Genomic DNA, 17556 nt, shown 5'->3' with positions numbered 1-17556 from the left:
ATATCAAGAATATACAAGGAGGCTGGAAAATAATCTTGTTATATCAGGTTCTTTTTAGGCTTACCTAAAAAAAACTATTTCTTAAATAGACTAAGAAAGCTGCAAACTAAAAAAATATAAATATCATTATTAGATTTTATTGCCGGTAAATCTTTCAAATGATTCTTTTGTAGCTGAACTAATACAGCATAATTTAATGAATATGTACTTTGCTGTATGAAATATTATTTTCAAATCGAGAATTATATTTCTATTTTCAACATACCAGACGTCAGCTTGCAAACGTTCTGGCCAAGGGGCATTTTTGGCTACAAATAGCTGTGAATAACCGGTAATTCCGGGTTTTACAAGAAATCTTTTGAGCTGCGTTTCAGAGTATAATGCTAAGTATTCCGGTAATAGAGGTCTGGGACCAACCAAACTCATATCTCCACGAAGTACTTGAATCATTTGAGGCAACTCATCTATACCCGTTTTGCGTAACCAATATCCTAACTTTGTAACTCGCTCATTATCACCCTTCTCAAAATTATTACTCATTGTCCTAAATTTAATCAGGCGAAATGGATGCCCTAAATAACCACTTCTCGTCTGAATAAAAAAAACCGGCCTTCCATCTATAATGAGTATAAGCAGCATTACTATGATTGCCAATGGCAAAAACAGTATAATAAAGCATATAGCAAGTAGGAAATCCAAAAATCTACTTTGTAGGGAGATTTTTGGGGAATTATTTCCCACGAAACTACTGATATTCATTAAGACAGGAGAACCTATCCACAGGATAACGTTTTTATTGGGATTGGGTGCTGATAGCCAATTTTAGGCTATTATTTTTTCTTTCCGTAGCGGGAGAAAAACTTATCAACCCGGCCGGCAGTATCAACAAAGGTTTGCTTACCGGTATAGAATGGATGGGATTTGCTGGTAATTTCGAGCTTTAGTAGCGGATAGGTTTGTCCATCTTCCCACACAATAGACTCCCTAGTACGTGCAGTTGATTTTCCTAAAAATGAATAATCTGCTGTCATATCTTTGAAAATTACAGTACGGTACTCAGGATGGATATCTTTTTTCATAGCTTTTCGGAGCGCAAAGTTAGTAATAATTTTGTACACTACTCCATATAACAACAATTATTTTTACTACTTGTTTTGAAGGTAGTTAGCTGTTTTTATCTTGCAGTGTTGCCCAGATTCTTTGGAGAAGTTTTAGCTTTTCAATAAGAATAACGGTCAAAACACTGATAAGAACCCCTAAGAAGCTGCAAAACAAACCCAGTAGATAATATTTAACTGTCCATTCAAAGGCTACACGGATACGGTATAAGAAAGAAATCTCTGTAGTAGTTACCCCTTTTTCTGATAATAGGAAAAGGATAGTACAAAATTCATTTTCTGAATCAAACTCTCCTAAACGAACCCCTAAATTTTGTATTTGCTGCTCAATTTCAAGGATTTTATTTTGTAGGTTAATTTGTTCATCAATAGTTCCCCCTTTGGAGCGTAACGCCTCTAAGGCATTTCGGCTCTTTTCTAACGAAACTCGTTTAACCTGTAGATTTTTGTATTCATTTGTTTTATCTGTTTTGTTGATGTTAATATCCTGTAATGTTCCTATTTTTTGGAGGGTACTCACTAATTGGTCAAAATTATCTGGAGGAACCCCAATAGAAAGGCTTAAATTTCTTTGGCCGGGTAGCCCATACGAGCGTTCAGCCTGAATAAGTGCTTTCTGTTCCTGAATGGCAGATTTTAATACCTCTTTATCTTTATCGAAAACTGAAGATTTATTGGTTAGGTTAGCAACTTTCTCATATTTCTGTTCGGTAGCTGCAGTGGCTTTTCCGGATTCAGTTTTAGATACAATTTTCTCCGTAGCATAATTTTTTCGGGCATCCCCAGTTCTATCCATAAACGAGCCGTTTGACATACCAAAGTCTTGGTATTCTGCTGACTGTGCAGGAGAAGCAGGATATTCGTAGTTAGCCTGTTCTCTGTCTGCATAGGAAGGGATACTCGGGTTCAAAAATCCGTAACCTATCCTCAATAGAAACAAAAATACAAATCCTACAGATATGATTTTCAGATACTTAATAATTTTTGTTTTCATGGCTTATGTTGTTTGGAGTAATAAATGTAACTGCTGTAGTGCTTTTTGTCTTTCCGGTTCATTAAAGATTTCGTGATACCAGCCTTCATAAACGGTGAGCGATTTTTCGATGGAAGGATCTAATTTTTTATAAAACTCTTTGGTGGCGTTTGTATCTACCAGTTGGTCATTGCCGGCCATTAGTATATGAAAATTTCTGGGAATTGCGCGGGCTTCTTGGTGTGCAAGTGGTAAATGTTTTTTTATTTCGGAAAACCAGCCGGCAGTGGCGATTTTCAGCACTAAGTTATCTTGAATATATTGGGAAACAACCGCTTGATCATGAGATATGTAGGTAGGATCTAAGCCTGAAGGAATAGAAAGTTTAGGATAAATTTTGGCTGCGAGGTTGCCCAAAAAATCTTTCCAAGCCGGAACTTTCATCTTGATTCCCAATAAGGGAGAACTTGCTACTGCTGTTTTGTAGGGAATTTCTTCTCCGTGTAACTGCAAAAAACGTATCAGAATCAGCCCACCCATAGAATGTCCTACTAAAAAAACAGGTGTTGCCAAGTTTTCTTTATAGTGCTGATACACAGCTAAGACATCATCTAAATACTCTTCAAAACGGTTAATGTAGGCGCGAGCACCGGATGAACGTCCATGACCCCGTAAATCAAAACCAATGCTATTGTAGCCAAAATCTGAAAAATATTGAAAATGGCGCTCGTAGCGTCCGATATGCTCTCCAAAACCATGTATCCATAAAATAGTTGCAAGCGGATATTTAGCACCCTCTTTGCTGGGCATAAAAACAGTATGTAACTTCGTTCCGTCTGCTACAACAATGCTTTGGTTAGTCATAAATACAAAAAATCAGTAGTCAAAGATAGCTGTTTTCTCCACAGAAAGCTCCCCTCGCAAGTTATGTTGCAATAAATCCCTAATCAACTGAGTATTACTATATTTTGCGAAGAGATACATTAATTTTGTGAGGGCTGCTTCTCGGGTCATATCGAAGCCGCTGATGATTCCGATGTCTAACAAAGACCGGCTTGTTTCATAACGGCCTTGTTCTACTTTTCCTCCCGGACATTGAGTAACAGAAAGTAATATTGTTCCGGCATTTGCAGACTCTCGTAGTAAGTTCAGTAGCCATGGAAAAGTGGGCAGATTACCTGTTCCAAAAGTTTCCAACACAACACCGTCAAAGTATTCTGGGTCTAAGGCAGCTTTCAAAAAATGGGGAGATATTCCGGGATAAAATTTTACCAGCCCAATTCTGGGTGATAGTTTAGCAAAAACCTCAAAACCAGTTCCTTGTGGAATAGGTAGCCAATTTTGACAGTAGTAACTGATGTGTACACCGGCTTCAGCCAGTAATGGATAGTTGGGAGAATCAAAAGCATGAAACTTCTCGGAACTGAATTTAAGGGTTCGGTTTCCGCGATATAGTTTATTGTCAAATAAAATAGCTACTTCAGGAAGTATGTATTCCGAATAAGTAGCTATCTCTATGGCTGTCAATAAGTTTTCCCGAGCATCTGTTCTGATTTCGCCAATTGGTAATTGAGAGCCGGTAATGATTATCGGCTTGGCTAAGCCTTCTAACATAAAAGACAGAGCCGAAGCTGTAAATGCCATTGTATCGGAACCGTGCAAGATTACAAAAGCATCGTAGGTTTCATACAAACCGCCAATTAATGTGGCTAAGTCTTCCCAAATGGCGAGGGTGATATTAGAGGAGTCTATTTTTTGAAATTCATAGGGAATTATGGCGCAATCAAAGCGGGATATTTCCGGAATTTTATTTTGAAGGTTTTGAAAATCAACAGGTTGAAGCGGTTCTTGCGGGGAATGCTGCATCATCCCGATAGTTCCTCCGGTATAAACCAAAGCTACCCGTCTAACTTGGGCAGGTTTAATGCTGTTAAATACCATCTGAGTTTTAAACCAACGGTTGGCCAGTCATTGCAGCAGGAATCGGAATACCCATGATTTTTAGTATCGTAGGGGCAACATCTGCCAGCACGCCATCTCGAATTTTAATAAATTCTTTTCTGGGGTCAATCAAAATACAGGGAACCCGTGCTAAAGTGTGTGCAGTATGTGGGCTTCCATCTGGATTTTTCATTTTATCTGCATTGCCATGGTCGGATATTATCAGCACAGCATAATCATTTTCAGTACATTTTTTCACAATCTTACTAACGCTATAATCAACTGATTCACAGGCTTTTATAGCAGCCTGAAAAACTCCGGTATGGCCCACCATATCTGGATTGGCAAAGTTTAAACAGATAAAATCATATTGTTTCTCAACAATTTTTTTTAGAACTTCTCTTTCAATATCAAAAGCACTCATTTGAGGTTTTAAATCGTAGGTAGCCACTTTTGGCGATTGGCATAGGATGCGATCTTCCAAGTCAAAATTAGACTCTTTACCTCCGTTAAAGAAATAAGTTACGTGCGGATATTTTTCAGTTTCGGCTATTCTTAATTGTTTTTTCTTGAATGTTGATAATACTTCTCCCAATGTATCCTGAACGGAGTCGGTTTTGAAAACGATTCCTACGTTTTTAAATGTTTTGTCGTATTCTGTTAGTGTTACATAGTGAAGGGGCAATGTCTGCATACCATATTCAGGAAAATCTTGCTGGGTAAGTACCTGCGTGAGCTCCCGTCCTCTATCGGTACGGAAGTTAAAAAACAGTACGGCTTCTTCGGGCTGAACCGTAATTGCTGTATGATTTGAAATGACGCAAGGCAACATGAACTCATCAGTAATTCCTTGCTGATAGTAATATTCGATTGCAGATTGGGGGTCAGGAAAGGTTTCTCCTATACCATGAATCAGTAAATCATAGGCTTTTTTTACCCGTTCCCAGCGTTTATCTCTATCCATTGCATAGTATCTTCCTATGAGGCTAACAACTTTAGCCGGATAATTATGTTGGTTAATAGTTTGTTGTAGAGTTTGCATAAACTTTAAGCCGGATTGGGGTGCAGTGTCTCTACCGTCTAAAAAAGCATGAATGTATATCTGGGGGATATTCATTTTGGAAAAAGACTCTAACATTGCTGTTAGGTGGTCTAATGAGCTGTGAACGCCGCCGGTAGAAACTAATCCCATTAGGTGCAGGGGTGCTTGATTTTGTTTGCAATATGTTACCAAACGCTGGATAGTAGGGTTTTCTATAAACTCGCCGGAGTCAATCGCACGTTGTATTTTATCAAGTTGCTGATAGATGATTCTTCCTGCTCCAATATTTAGGTGGCCTACTTCGGAATTACCCATTTGGCCTGGAGGCAAGCCCACAGCTTGTTCTGAGGCTTTCAGCTTAGAGTTTGGATATGAGAGTAATGCATTTTGATAAAAATGGGTACGCCCTTGGTCTATTGCGCTTACAGTTGGATCTTCTGCAATACCCCACCCGTCCATAATCACCAACATTAAGCGCCGAGTAGGTGTTTCTATTTGAGGTTCAGTAGTCATCATCAGCCGTTGTTTGTGGTTCTTTGTCTTTTTCTATGAGATCAATACTACAATTAGGTAACAATTTTTGGATTCGATTAATTTCTGAATAACCAATATTATTACCACGAATATACAATTTAGATAGATTTTGGAGTTTTCCGATAGATGCCGGTAGTTTTGATAACCGGTTGGAAGTTAGGTTTAGTTCTCGTAGGTTGGTTAAATCACCGATTGATTCCGGAATAGTTTCCAAGTCGTTTGCATTCAGGTACAGTGCTTCTAAGTTTGTTAAGTTTCCGATTTCCGGCGGTACTGACTTTAAGTACATATTATGGCAGGCTTTTAGCTCCACTAAGTTTTTTAGATTTCCGATTGATTTGGGCAAGGAATATAGGTTGTTCATATCTAAATCAAGGTATTTGAGTACAGTCATGGTGCCGATTTCATCTGGAATGCTTTTGAGTAAGTTATTGTTTAGAAATAGCTTTTGTACGTGAGTGAGTTTCCCAATACTTGCTGGGAGCGTAGAGATTTCATTATTGGCTAAGTCTATGATTTCTATATTGGATAAAGTTGCGATTTCTGCGGGAAGTGAAGAAATTTTGTTGTAAGAGGCATACAGTGCTTTTAGGGCTGTAAGTTTGCAAATTGCTGGTTCAAATTTGGCTACGTTATTGTTATTAAAATGGAGTTCGTTCAGTTTTTGTAGTTTAGCAATATTTTGAGAAATTGCTGTTATTTTATTTTCCGAAAAGTCAAGCTCGATAAGTTCTGTCATTGCCCAAACACATTCTGGAATATCTGCAAATTGGTTACTGCTCATATACAGTTCTTTTATTTTTTTGCAGGCACTCATGCTGGCTGGCATAGATTTCAATTGGTTATACTGGGCGGATAAGATTTCTAAGTTCAAGAGTTTTGCCATTTGGTCAGGCAAGACTTGTAGCTGGTTGTAATCTAAATACAGTACTTTTAGATTTGATAGGTTTCCGATTTCGCCAGAAAGCACTTTGATAGTTTGTTCATTCAAATACAGTTCTGTAGTAGTTTTTGGATTTTTTAAGGCTACTGAAAGGCTTTTATTCGCAGGTTGTGCATCTAATCTGCTGATACACAAACTTGTAGCAAAAATCCAAAGTGCTGTAATGGTAGCTCTTCGTAAGAATTTAGCGCAAAGACCGTTTGTTAAAACTTTAAAATTGGTTTTGGTCATGGTTAGTTTTTACGTTATTGTGGGGATTTTGTTCGCTGATAGGGCCAAATAGTTTGGCAAAATTAGCTTTTAATCTGGCTTTTAGTTCAAAAATATCAATTGGTTGATTTAGCTCTGAAGCTAACGAAGTAACTTGCTTGTCTTTAATTCCACAAGGTATAATTTTCTGAAAGTAAGATAGTTCTGTAAACACGTTTAATGCGAATCCGTGCATAGTAACCCAGCGGCTCGTTCGCACTCCGATGGCGCATATCTTGCGGGCGTGTGGGGTATTTGGGGCTATCCAGACTCCGGTATAACCCGGATAACGCTCCCCATGAATACCATAACTATCTAATAATAAAATTATAGCTTCTTCTATCGCCCTTAAATAGCGGCCGATGTCAGTATAAAAATTCTCTAAGTCAAGGATAGGGTAGCCTACCAACTGTCCGGGGCCATGATACGTAATATCTCCCCCTCGGTTAATCCGAAAAAAATCAATTCCCTGCTCTTTTAATTCTTGTTCAGAAATCAGCAGATTTGCGGAATCGCCTGATTTTCCCAACGTAAAAACGGGCGGATGTTCGCAGAATACTAAGTAATTAGGGGTTCTTTGTGCTGTATCTTCTGCTCTATTAGCTACTTTTATGGCTACAATTTCCTTTAATAGATTTTCTTGACGCTCCCAAGCATCTGCATAAGGGACTTTCCCCCAATCTTGAAATACTATGTGGGTATTTGGGTTCTTATTCATAAAAATTATTGGGTAGAAAATACCAATACGTCATACAAGGCGTGGGTCCAGACAATAATTCCAAAGCCTCTGGCAACCAATAAGCCATTCATCAGGAGGCCAAAGACGGCTCTGTACAGAAAGCTGCCTAACTCAAACGGGTCTCCCAAAGGTGGAATATAATGAGCCGCCGAAAACAGTAATGCCGCCCCAACAATGATAGCTATACGGGCAAAACCCAATTCATGGGCAATATTCATCGTTCCTAAAAACCACAATACCCCTTGTACCAATAAAAGCCGGAATAGTAACTCTTCATAGAAGCCGGCTGATAAAGAAAGCGCAATCTCCTGAATCAAAGATAATTTAGCGACTTCTCCTACCTGCATCGGAAGTGAAATCTGATTGAGCATTAACTTGGAAATAAAACTTGGTAGCAGCAAATAGATTAGCACAGCCCAAATCAAAGACTCAAAAAACATTACCACAAAAGTATCTATTGAAATCTTAACTCCTTCTTGGGTATCTGACCAGATCAGATATGCACCTACTAATAAAGCTATTACCAAAATTGTTAATGTTCCCCCCGGAATAAGCATAATAAGCGTATTTAGCCATTGTTCCGCGCCATTCATAATCCCTGACCCACGCAGAAAGAGTAAGTTAAACACCTCCACCAAAATCAGCAAGACTCCGGCAAACAAAAAGGCATAGGCTGGCCGCCTTGAATTTTGAAAATAAGTACCAATCATATTATTAATACTTCACTAAAAACGTAAATAAAATAGTTGATTTTCAACAAAATAAATGCTTAAAACCCTGAATAATACACTGACAATCAGTATATTTATATTTGAAATAAAATATAAGAACCAGCGATTATCCATGCTCAAAAGTACTGTATTTTTTGTAATTGTCTCTAATAAACACAAAAAAACATACTTCTGGTTCAGAAAGCATACTAAAACGGTTATTTAGAAGAACTACTTATTTTTCCAAGAAGTAAGAAAGCTATGATGCCGCAAGCAGTTATTTTTCTTGTTGAAATTTGCAGTAACTTTGAGCCTTTAAAAATTACCGTTTGAGAAGAAAACTACTTGGTATATTATTAACATTGTGCTTCGTTATTCCCATAACGGCGACTTATGTCATTCTCCAAGTTCAAAAAAAACAAGTAAAAAGAGAATTTAAACGGAAACTGATAGCCGAAATTGATAAAAAGGAACTTATTTTATTCAAATTTACCGAAACCGAAAAAAAATCCCTTTTAAACTGGGAACATTCCAAAGAATTTGAATACAAAGGAGAAATGTATGATGTTGTTGAAACTAACATCATGGGTGATACAACCTATTACCACGTTTGGTGGGATAACGAAGAAACCGAACTCAACAAACGAATTAATAAGCTGATTTCTATTGCATTAGATAACGATACTGATAATGAAGACTCACAGGAACAGTTATATCGTTTTTTTAAAACACTGTATTATTCAAAGAGTAAAAAAAATGAACTACCTATTTGGGTAGAAACTAAAGACCGGTATTATCTCAGCCGGATATTTGACCATTCAGCTCTTCGCCCTCCCCCCCAAACACCCCCTCCTGAAAAGTTAAAAAACATAGCTTAATGTATCTATTTCTTTGCAAGAAATAGACCTCCTATTTTTTTAACTTTTTAACAAATTACAATGAAAATATTTTTTGCCTTGTGCTTATTCATGGGGTCATTGTGTTCAATCTATTCTCAAACCATAACAATAACAGATCTCGAAACAGGGAATCCGGTTGAGATGGCCACATTGATAAGCGAATTACCTAAGGTTACTACAACAACTAACGAAAAAGGACAAACTGATATATCTACGTTTAATAGTTCGGATAAAATCCTGATTACTCACGAGTTATACAAGCAGGCTGAGTTTAGCTATAAGCAACTTGAGCTGTTAAATTTTCAGGTTGAATTATCACCCAAGATAACAACACTTCAAGAAGTTACAATTTCGGCTCAGCGTTGGGAGCAAAAGAAGATTGAAACACCGAGCAGAATTGTCGCTATCAGCATGAAGGAAGCGTCATTTCAAAACCCGCAGACGGCAGCAGATCTGCTGGGTATTAGCGGTTATGTCTTTATTCAAAAAAGCCAATTAGGGGGCGGCTCCCCAATGCTTCGCGGTATGGCTACCAATCGCGTTTTGTTGGTTGTTGATGGCGTGCGGATGAATAACGCTATCTTTCGCTCAGGAAATTTGCAAAATGTAATTTCATTAGATGTCAATGCTTTAGAAAGTGCAGAAATACTTTTTGGCCCAGGTTCAGTGATGTATGGAAGCGATGCACTGGGTGGAGTAATGAACTTTAACACCTTAAAGCCTAAATTTTCTACCCATGAAAGCAAGCAACTCTCCGTAACGGGAAACGCAATGACCCGTTTTTCAACAGCTAATACGGAAAAAACAGGCCACTTCGATTTCAACATAGGCTTAAAAAAGGTAGCTTTTACCTCAAGTTTTACCTATGCTAACTATGGCGACCTGCGCTCCGGTTCCGTAGGTGGAGTACCTTATTTCTACCGAAATAATTACGTTATCAGTTATGATAACAAAGATTATATGGTACCCAATAATGACCCCACGCTACAAGTAGGCTCTAAATATAGCCAAATCAACTTTATGCAGAAAGTACGTTATCAACCCAATTCATTTTGGAACATAGATTACGGACTTCATTTTTCTGAAACATCAAAGTATAATCGTTATGACAGGTTGTATGTAATGCGCACTGACGGGCCTTATAAAGAAAAACTACGCTGGGCGGAGTGGTACTACGGGCCACAAAAATGGCAAATGCACCATTTAGACATCACCTATTCAAAAAGTAATTTGTTGTTTGATAAAGTACGGCTAATTGCTGCTTATCAGTTCTTTGAAGAAAGCCGTTATGACCGCGAATTCATGTATAGAGAACTAAGAATGCAAAAAGAAAATGTAAATGCACTTTCAACAAACCTTGATTTTGATAAAAAAATCAACGATAAAATCACCCTTTATTATGGTTATGAACTTGTATTCAACAAAATACACTCAAAAGCATCTTTAACTCATGTAGTAACGAACAAAGTTGATTCCACTGTAACCCGTTATCCAGACGGATCTATATGGCAATCCAATGGAGTTTATCTAACTACAAAATATAAAATACGCAAAAAATGGCTCATTACCGGAGGCTTACGTTACAATCATTTCTTAATCAATGCTGATTTTGATACCACTTTCTTCCCGTTTCCATTCACCAGCACCAAGATGAAATCTGGCTCAACCGTAGGTAGCTTAGGATTTGTATTTACGCCTTATAGTAAATGGCAAATCTATTTTAACGCCGGCAGTGGATTTAGAGCGCCTAATGTTGATGATATGGGAAAAGTCTTTGAATCAGTACCCGGATACCTCGTAGTGCCTAACCCCAATCTTAAGCCAGAAAAGGTTTACAACCTTGAATTGGGAATGATAAAATCATTCGGCTCTTTTTTAACAGCAGATGCCACTGTGTACCACACATGGCTGACAAATGCTATGGTACGAAAAGATTTTACCTTAAACGGCGACACCACAATACGCTTTTTAGGTAATAAAAGCCGGATTCAGGCTATTCAAAATGTTACAGAAATTGAAGTATTAGGCTTCCAAGCAGGTTTTGAACTCTTCTACAAAGGATTGGGATTAAAAAGTAATATATCCTATCAAAAAGGAAAAGAACAAACTCCTGATTCATTGGTATATTATCCCTTGCGTCATGCTGCACCAACCTTCGGTAGTACGCACTTAACCTATGAATATAGAAATAAATTTAAAGCCGATTTTTATGTAATCTATAATACAAAAATGGATTACAAAGAGTTAGCTTTAACAGAACGAACCAATGCTTCGTATGCCCGTGATGAAACCGGAAAACCGTATGTATTGGGATGGTACACATTAAATTTTAAGGTAGCCTATTTCCCAAACCCTTTTGTATCAATTACAGCAGGAGTTGAGAACATAACTGATTTACTGTACCGACCTTATGCATCAGGGATTAACGCTCCCGGTAGAAATCTAATCACTTCATTACGAGTTAAATTTTAGAACTAATCAAAAACAAAAAAATGAAACACTTAAAAATAACAACACTCTTATTTTTCTATTTTGGATGGATTAATATAGTATCTGCGCAAAAAATTGCGGCTGGCGGCTGGCATTCCGTCATCATCTGTAGCGACAACTCGGCTAAAGCATTTGGGGAAAATGCTACCGGTGAATTAGGAAATGGAAGCAATACAGACAGCAATGTACCGGTTTCTACCGGCTTGACTGACGTAATTGCTGTTTCTGCCGGTGGAGACCAATTAGAAGCCCATTCTATGGCACTAAAAAGCGACGGAAGCGTTTGGGCTTGGGGTAGCAACTTGTATGGCGGGCTTGGAAATGCCAGCACAACCAGCACAAACACCCCCGTTCAAACACTACTTCTGAACAACATCATCGCTATATCAGCGGGCGGCTGGCATTCAGTAGCCCTAAAAAATGACGGAACAGTCTGGACTTGGGGCTGGAACAAAGACGGACAACTGGGAGACGGTAGCACTACCGACAAAATCATCGCAACTCAAGTGCCCGGACTCACAAACGTTATACAGATTGCTGCCGGAACTTATCACGTACTTGCCCTAAAAAATGACGGAACAGTCTGGGCTTGGGGTGATAACATAAGCGGCCAAATCGGCAACGGAACCACCGGCACAGACGCAACCTCACCTGTTCAAGTATCAGGACTAACCAATGTAGTCAAAATTACCGCCGGCAGATTTTTCTCATTAGCTGTAAAAAATGACGGAACAGTCTGGGCTTGGGGTGAAAATCTCTATGGCCAACTAGGAGACGGCACAAATACCGACAGAAACATTCCGGTGCAAGTAAGCGGCCTCACAAATGTAACTTCGGCAATAGCCGCCACAGGAGCATTTCACTGCATGGCTGTTAAAAGTGATAACACCGTTTGGGCTTGGGGTAGAAACACTTATGGCAACTTAGGCGATAACACTCTAACCCACAGCTCATTGCCCGTTCAGATGATAGGTGCTTCAGATGTTGCCGGAATGGCAGCAGGAACTAATTTCTCTATCTTATACAAAACAGACGGAACATTTTGGGGCTGCGGTAGAAATGCCAGCGGACAACTCGGAGACGGAACATTTACACAACACAATGTCCTTACCCAATCTACCGGCGTTTGCCAAATCGCCTCAAACCTTCCAACAGATTATCTAAATAATAAACTTAATCTCACCGCTTTTCCAAATCCATCAAATACCGGAATTTTTCAACTAAACTGTTCAGAACTACCCAACAATATATCAAAACTTCAATTAGAAGTTTTTGACATCAAAGGTCAAAAAGTTTTTGAGCAAAATATTGATACAAACAATATTAACACTTCGATACTAATAGACCTTTCCAGCCAATCTGATGGAATCTACGCTCTCAACATTACAGTAAACGGGTTTAGAGTTTCCCAAAAACTCAACAAACATTAATTAAAACAATTCAAAAATCAACTAAAAATGAAAACAAATAATTCAAAATGCCTTTGGCTTGAGCCCAAAACTACCAACAAAATAGGTTTAGTAATAACGCTCATATTAGCTTCTTTTTTCGGTAACACTTATGCGCAAAAACTATCTGCGGGATGGTCGCATTCGGCTTTCTTATGTAATAATGGAAATACCATAAACACTTGGGGCGCAAATGCTTCTGGGCAGCTCGGTAATAATACCAATATCGAACAAACTTTACCGGTGATAGTAAATAACTTGACAGGAGCCAAAGCTATTGCTGCCGGATACCAGCACACATTGGTTTTACGTAATGATAGCACCGTTTGGGCTTGGGGAGACAATACAGACGGACAATTAGGCAATGGCACGAACACCAGCTCTACAGTTCCTGCCCAAATACAAGGGCTAACAGGCGTAATTGCCATATCAGCCGGAACAGCCGGTTATCATTCCATAGCATTAAAGTCAGATGGCTCTGTGTGGACTTGGGGCAGAAATACCCATGGACAATTAGGGGACGGAACCAATAACAGCAGTAATGTACCGGTACAAGTTCCTAATCTAACCAATATCATCAAAATTGCCGGCGGCGAATATCACTCATTAGCCCTCAAAAACGATGGTACCGTTTGGGCATGGGGCAGAAATGGAACCGGACAATTAGGTAACGGAAACACCGCAAACAGTAATATTCCGGTTCAAGTAAATGGCCTAACGAACGTTATTTCTATTTCCGGCGGGCGTTATTTTTCTATGGCACTAAAAAGTGATAATACCGTTTGGACTTGGGGAGAAAACCTCTATGGACAATTGGGTAACGGAAGTACCACAGACAGCAATGTTCCCGTTCAGGTGAGCAACCTCACTGACGCTACTGCTATCGCCGGTGCCGCGTTTCATGCAATCGTGATAAAAAGTAATGGAACGCTGGCCGCCTGGGGCAGAAACCAAAATGGACAACTCGGAGACGGAACAACAACAAACAGTTCCGTACCGGTCGCAGTTTCAGCACTTACCAACGTTACCGAAATTGCCGGTGGAACAAACTACTCATTAGCAATGACATCCGGAAATAGCGTTTTTGCATGGGGCAGAAATGCTAACGGACAGTTAGGAGATGGAACTTTAATAGATAAAAATATACCCAATACAGTTCAATCTTTATGCCCAACCCTAACAGCATTAGGCAGCGACCGCAAAATATCAGCCGGTTGGTCTCATTCTTTCTATGTATGCCCAAATAATGGTAGCGTAGATGGCTGGGGAGCTAACACTTTTGGGCAAGTAGGTAATGGAACTACTACAGGGCAGCTTTCTCCGGTTTCAGTTTCCGGATTAACGGATGTGAAGTCCATTGCTGCCGGATACCAACATACCTTAGCTCTAAAAACAGATAATACCGTCTGGGCTTGGGGAGATAATGGCTTTGGGCAGTTAGGAAACGGAACGAATACCAGCAGTAGTGTTCCGGTAAATATTGTGTCATTAACCAATATAGTTTCAGCCATTACCGGCGGCACGGCAGGCTATCATTCGCTGGCACTTAGGTCTGACGGAACCGTTTGGGCTTGGGGCAGAAACACAGATGGCCAGTTAGGTGATGGAACCAACACCAATTCAAACGTTCCTGTTCAGGTTTTGGGACTTACTAACATCATAGCTATCGGTGGCGGCGAATATCATTCATTAGCCCTCAAAAACGATGGTACTGTGTGGGCTTGGGGCAGAAACTCCAAAGGCCAATTGGGTAATGGAACTATTGTAAACTCTAATGTTCCGGTTCAGGTAAGTGGTGCAACCAACATCATTGCTGTAGCAGCCGGACGTTTTTATTCTATTGCATTAAGAAGCGACAGCACCGTCTGGACTTGGGGCGAAAATCTCTATGGCCAGTTAGGAAACGGAACTACTACCGATAGCTATGTACCCGTTCAGGTGAGCGGATTAACCGATGCCATAGGAGTTGCCGGCGGAGCCTTCCACGCATTTGCCATTAAAGGAAACAAAACAGCCGTATCTTGGGGCAGAAATACTTACGGTAACTTAGGAAATGGCACTACTGCCAATAGTTCCGTACCACTCGCTGTAACCGGCCTTAATAATGTTGTAACCATTGCAGGAGGTACAAATTATTCACTTGCATTAACAGAAAATGACTCCTTATATGCCTTTGGCAGAAACCCTGACGGACAACTCGGATTTGGGAATAATAACGATGCCCATATTCCTACAATAGTTGATTCTCTATGTAATACTCCGGTTACAACTACCGGTAATTTGATACAAGTTTCATTTACGGTATTTCCCAACCCTTCTGTTGATGGAGTCTTTTATATTTCCGATGAAAACCACATATCACATATAGTCGTATATGATATGCTCGGTAAAAAAGTTTTTGAAGCCAGAAATACTGAGTCTTCCCAAAATATAATTGACCTATCAAACCAGCAAAGTGGAATTTATACCGTAAAGATGGAGTTAAACGGCAAAACCTACAGTCTAAAATTAGTAAAACAATAATTTCCTTGTCTATCACAAATCCACTACGGAGATGATTTCTTTGTAGTGGATTTTTAGTTTTTGTGTATTAGGTTCATTTTTTAGTAACGATTTTGGTAACGGTATAAAGTAGTGAGAATAAGCAGTTAGAAACCGATGTGAAACTTTATTTAGCCATAAATTCTATAACACATCGGAATCCGAGCCAAGAGGCAGGTTCTTGATATTCAATTTCTGACCCAATTATTGTTTGATTAAGCCCGTGATACCAACTTCCGCCCTTAGCTATTCCTTTTGTTTGGGTCATTTCGGCAACATTGCCCAGCAGGTTTAGAATACCGTTTGTTAATGGCTTGCTGTTAGCCGCATTTCGGATTGGCATTAGGCGGTTAATACCAACCTGCACATTAAAATAGAGTTCACTATTGATAGCCGTTTCATCCCCGATAGGGTAGCCGGGGCATCCATGTAAACTTTGCTCTAACAGTTCATCAAATTCTCTGGGTTTAGGTAAACGGAATATCAGTTCAAATACTTCATAATCAGCCTTTCCGGGCAAGACAGGTACTGCTTTGGGATCTGCATACGTTAGCTTTCTGTTTTTCCAGAGTATATTAATTTGCCGGCTGCGCCAATGGCAATATGTTTGTACCTGTTCCCAGCTAATTCCAACTACCGGATAGTCATCATACTGTGTATCAAAAAAATAACGTTGCCATAGTTCCCCTAACTTAAAGTACGGCAAATATTTACGGGCAGTTACCTCGCCCGAATCCTTAGAAACAGCATATAAAAATTCTTTCCATTGAAAATTAGTAACTTCGCCTTTCTCTACAAATGAATTATATCCGGTGCGTATTGTGTTTGGCAGCACTATACGCGGCAAAGGAACATCTTTTTGAGCACTTAGCTGCAAGGGCAAAAATAGCACCCAGAACCAAATAACCCAAGGTGAACTTCTAAGTAAGTTTGTAATCATTTTTTTGCAAATTTACAGTTGAATTTTGAGGTTATGAAAAAACTAACACTTACACTTTTTTATGGCATTTTAAGCCTTTGTTTAGTATTTGCAAAAACCGGCAAAGAAGCGTTTCTGGTAGGTAAAGATACTTATGATAGCGGAAAGTATCAGGAAGCTATTTCTTTGTTTCAAGAATCAATTACTTTAGAACCACAACATTACACTGCCAAAGGAAGCTATATGATAGCTTTATGTTATAAAAAAATGAACCAATGCGATCAAGCGAAAACCTATTTTATAACCGCATGGAAACATAGCCCTACGGACGGCGGAGCCAGCTCCAAAGCTAAATTTCAAGAACAAGTTGAACGCTGTAACCTTAGCTTTCAGGAAATTACCGGCCAAACAGAAACAAAAACAACCACAACAACTCCTACAAATATTCCCAATAATACCTCCCCTAACCCAGCCCCTGAATCCTCCTCGTCTTCATGGGTAATTATTGGAATCGTGATTTCAATAGCCGTTTTAGTCATTTGGTTTCTGCGTAAGAAAAATATAGAATCCCAAAAAGCCATAACCACCCAAGAGGACATTCAAACCCAATTAGACCTAAAAGAAATTTACCATACTGCTTTTGACGACCAACTCTGGCAGAAACTTGCCCAACAATATGAACCAAACATGGTTAATCAAACACAAATTAGTTGGCAATTAAACTATAACTCTCTTCAAACAGACCCCAATCCACAGTCAGTTCAAGATTTACTCATGAAAGTTCGCCAACTAAAAAGAGATCCGGATATGATATTTAAGGAAATTGATTGATTTTCAGGCACAAAACCATTATTTGAGATACATCAACAGTTCGCATGCCAACAAACGGGTAGGATGAAATAGATACCTTTGTAATTGATAATGGAACCAGTTCAATGATAAAGTAATATTAAAAGTGAGCGTGTTGCATAACCTCTAAATTTTTAAAAAAGCTCAGATTTTCTCCCGTT

General features: G+C 39.1%; 15 protein-coding genes. 5 read left to right on the top strand and 10 right to left on the bottom strand.

Translation table 11 applies throughout. The features are described 5' to 3' along the window. Nucleotides 1-129: 129 nt before the first annotated feature. The 9 genes from LC115_07030 to LC115_06990 form a co-directional block, all read right to left on the bottom strand. Nucleotides 130-759: a sugar transferase gene (locus tag LC115_07030; GenBank protein MCZ2356428.1), complete on the bottom strand. Its 630-nt coding sequence runs from the start codon at nt 757-759 to the stop codon at nt 130-132. A gap of 71 nt (nt 760-830) precedes the next feature. Next, nucleotides 831-1079, bottom strand: a complete 249-nt coding sequence (locus tag LC115_07025) for a type B 50S ribosomal protein L31 (protein ID MCZ2356427.1) — start codon at nt 1077-1079, stop codon at nt 831-833. Nucleotides 1080-1164: 85 nt separating this feature from the next. After that, nucleotides 1165-2112 (bottom strand): DUF4349 domain-containing protein, encoded by a 948-nt coding sequence (locus tag LC115_07020; protein ID MCZ2356426.1) that lies wholly within the window; start codon nt 2110-2112, stop codon nt 1165-1167. A 3-nt stretch (nt 2113-2115) separates the two neighbouring features. Beyond that, on the bottom strand, nt 2116-2955 hold the full coding sequence (locus LC115_07015; GenBank protein ID MCZ2356425.1) for an alpha/beta hydrolase: 840 nt from the start codon (nt 2953-2955) through the stop codon (nt 2116-2118). Between the two features lie 12 nt (nt 2956-2967). Then, on the bottom strand, nt 2968-4032 hold the full coding sequence (locus LC115_07010) for an asparaginase (protein MCZ2356424.1): 1065 nt from the start codon (nt 4030-4032) through the stop codon (nt 2968-2970). Nucleotides 4033-4039: 7 nt separating this feature from the next. Beyond that, the gene (gene gpmI / locus LC115_07005) at nt 4040-5590 is read right to left on the bottom strand and encodes a 2,3-bisphosphoglycerate-independent phosphoglycerate mutase (GenBank protein ID MCZ2356423.1); all 1551 of its coding nucleotides are present in this window, start codon (nt 5588-5590) and stop codon (nt 4040-4042) included. Then, a complete protein-coding gene (locus LC115_07000) occupies nt 5577-6782 on the bottom strand; it encodes a leucine-rich repeat domain-containing protein (protein MCZ2356422.1) in 1206 nt (401 codons plus the stop codon). The genes gpmI and LC115_07000 overlap by 14 nt, the downstream gene beginning before the upstream one ends. After that, entirely contained in the window at nt 6763-7518 is a 756-nt protein-coding gene (gene lipB, locus LC115_06995) for a lipoyl(octanoyl) transferase LipB (GenBank protein MCZ2356421.1), read from the bottom strand. Before lipB ends, LC115_07000 begins: the two co-directional genes overlap by 20 nt. Before the next feature lie 5 nt (nt 7519-7523). After that, a complete protein-coding gene (locus LC115_06990) occupies nt 7524-8249 on the bottom strand; it encodes a CPBP family intramembrane metalloprotease (GenBank protein MCZ2356420.1) in 726 nt (241 codons plus the stop codon). A 329-nt stretch (nt 8250-8578) separates the two neighbouring features. On the opposite strand from LC115_06990, the gene LC115_06985 reads away from it, so the two are divergent. The 4 genes from LC115_06985 to LC115_06970 are packed head-to-tail and all read left to right on the top strand — an operon-like array spanning nt 8579 to nt 15609. After that, nucleotides 8579-9127: a hypothetical protein gene (locus LC115_06985; GenBank protein ID MCZ2356419.1), complete on the top strand. Its 549-nt coding sequence runs from the start codon at nt 8579-8581 to the stop codon at nt 9125-9127. Nucleotides 9128-9187: 60 nt separating this feature from the next. Next, on the top strand, nt 9188-11620 hold the full coding sequence (locus LC115_06980) for a TonB-dependent receptor (GenBank protein ID MCZ2356418.1): 2433 nt from the start codon (nt 9188-9190) through the stop codon (nt 11618-11620). A gap of 20 nt (nt 11621-11640) precedes the next feature. Then, entirely contained in the window at nt 11641-13068 is a 1428-nt protein-coding gene (locus tag LC115_06975) for a T9SS type A sorting domain-containing protein (GenBank protein MCZ2356417.1), read from the top strand. A gap of 27 nt (nt 13069-13095) precedes the next feature. Continuing rightward, nucleotides 13096-15609, top strand: coding sequence for a T9SS type A sorting domain-containing protein (locus LC115_06970; GenBank protein MCZ2356416.1), 2514 nt, complete (start codon nt 13096-13098; stop codon nt 15607-15609). Between the two features lie 145 nt (nt 15610-15754). Here the strand turns inward: LC115_06970 and LC115_06965 are convergent, their stop codons facing one another. Beyond that, the gene (locus tag LC115_06965) at nt 15755-16567 is read right to left on the bottom strand and encodes a formylglycine-generating enzyme family protein (GenBank protein ID MCZ2356415.1); all 813 of its coding nucleotides are present in this window, start codon (nt 16565-16567) and stop codon (nt 15755-15757) included. A gap of 33 nt (nt 16568-16600) precedes the next feature. Here LC115_06965 and LC115_06960 point away from each other — a divergent pair, with 33 nt between their 5' ends. Beyond that, nucleotides 16601-17377: a tetratricopeptide repeat protein gene (locus tag LC115_06960; GenBank protein ID MCZ2356414.1), complete on the top strand. Its 777-nt coding sequence runs from the start codon at nt 16601-16603 to the stop codon at nt 17375-17377. The last annotated feature ends 179 nt before the right edge of the window (nt 17378-17556 follow it).

Source organism: Bacteroidia bacterium, from assembly GCA_026932145.1.
GTDB lineage: Bacteria > Bacteroidota > Bacteroidia > J057 > JAIXKT01 > JAIXKT01.
This window is presented reverse-complemented; position numbering and strand designations above follow the sequence as displayed.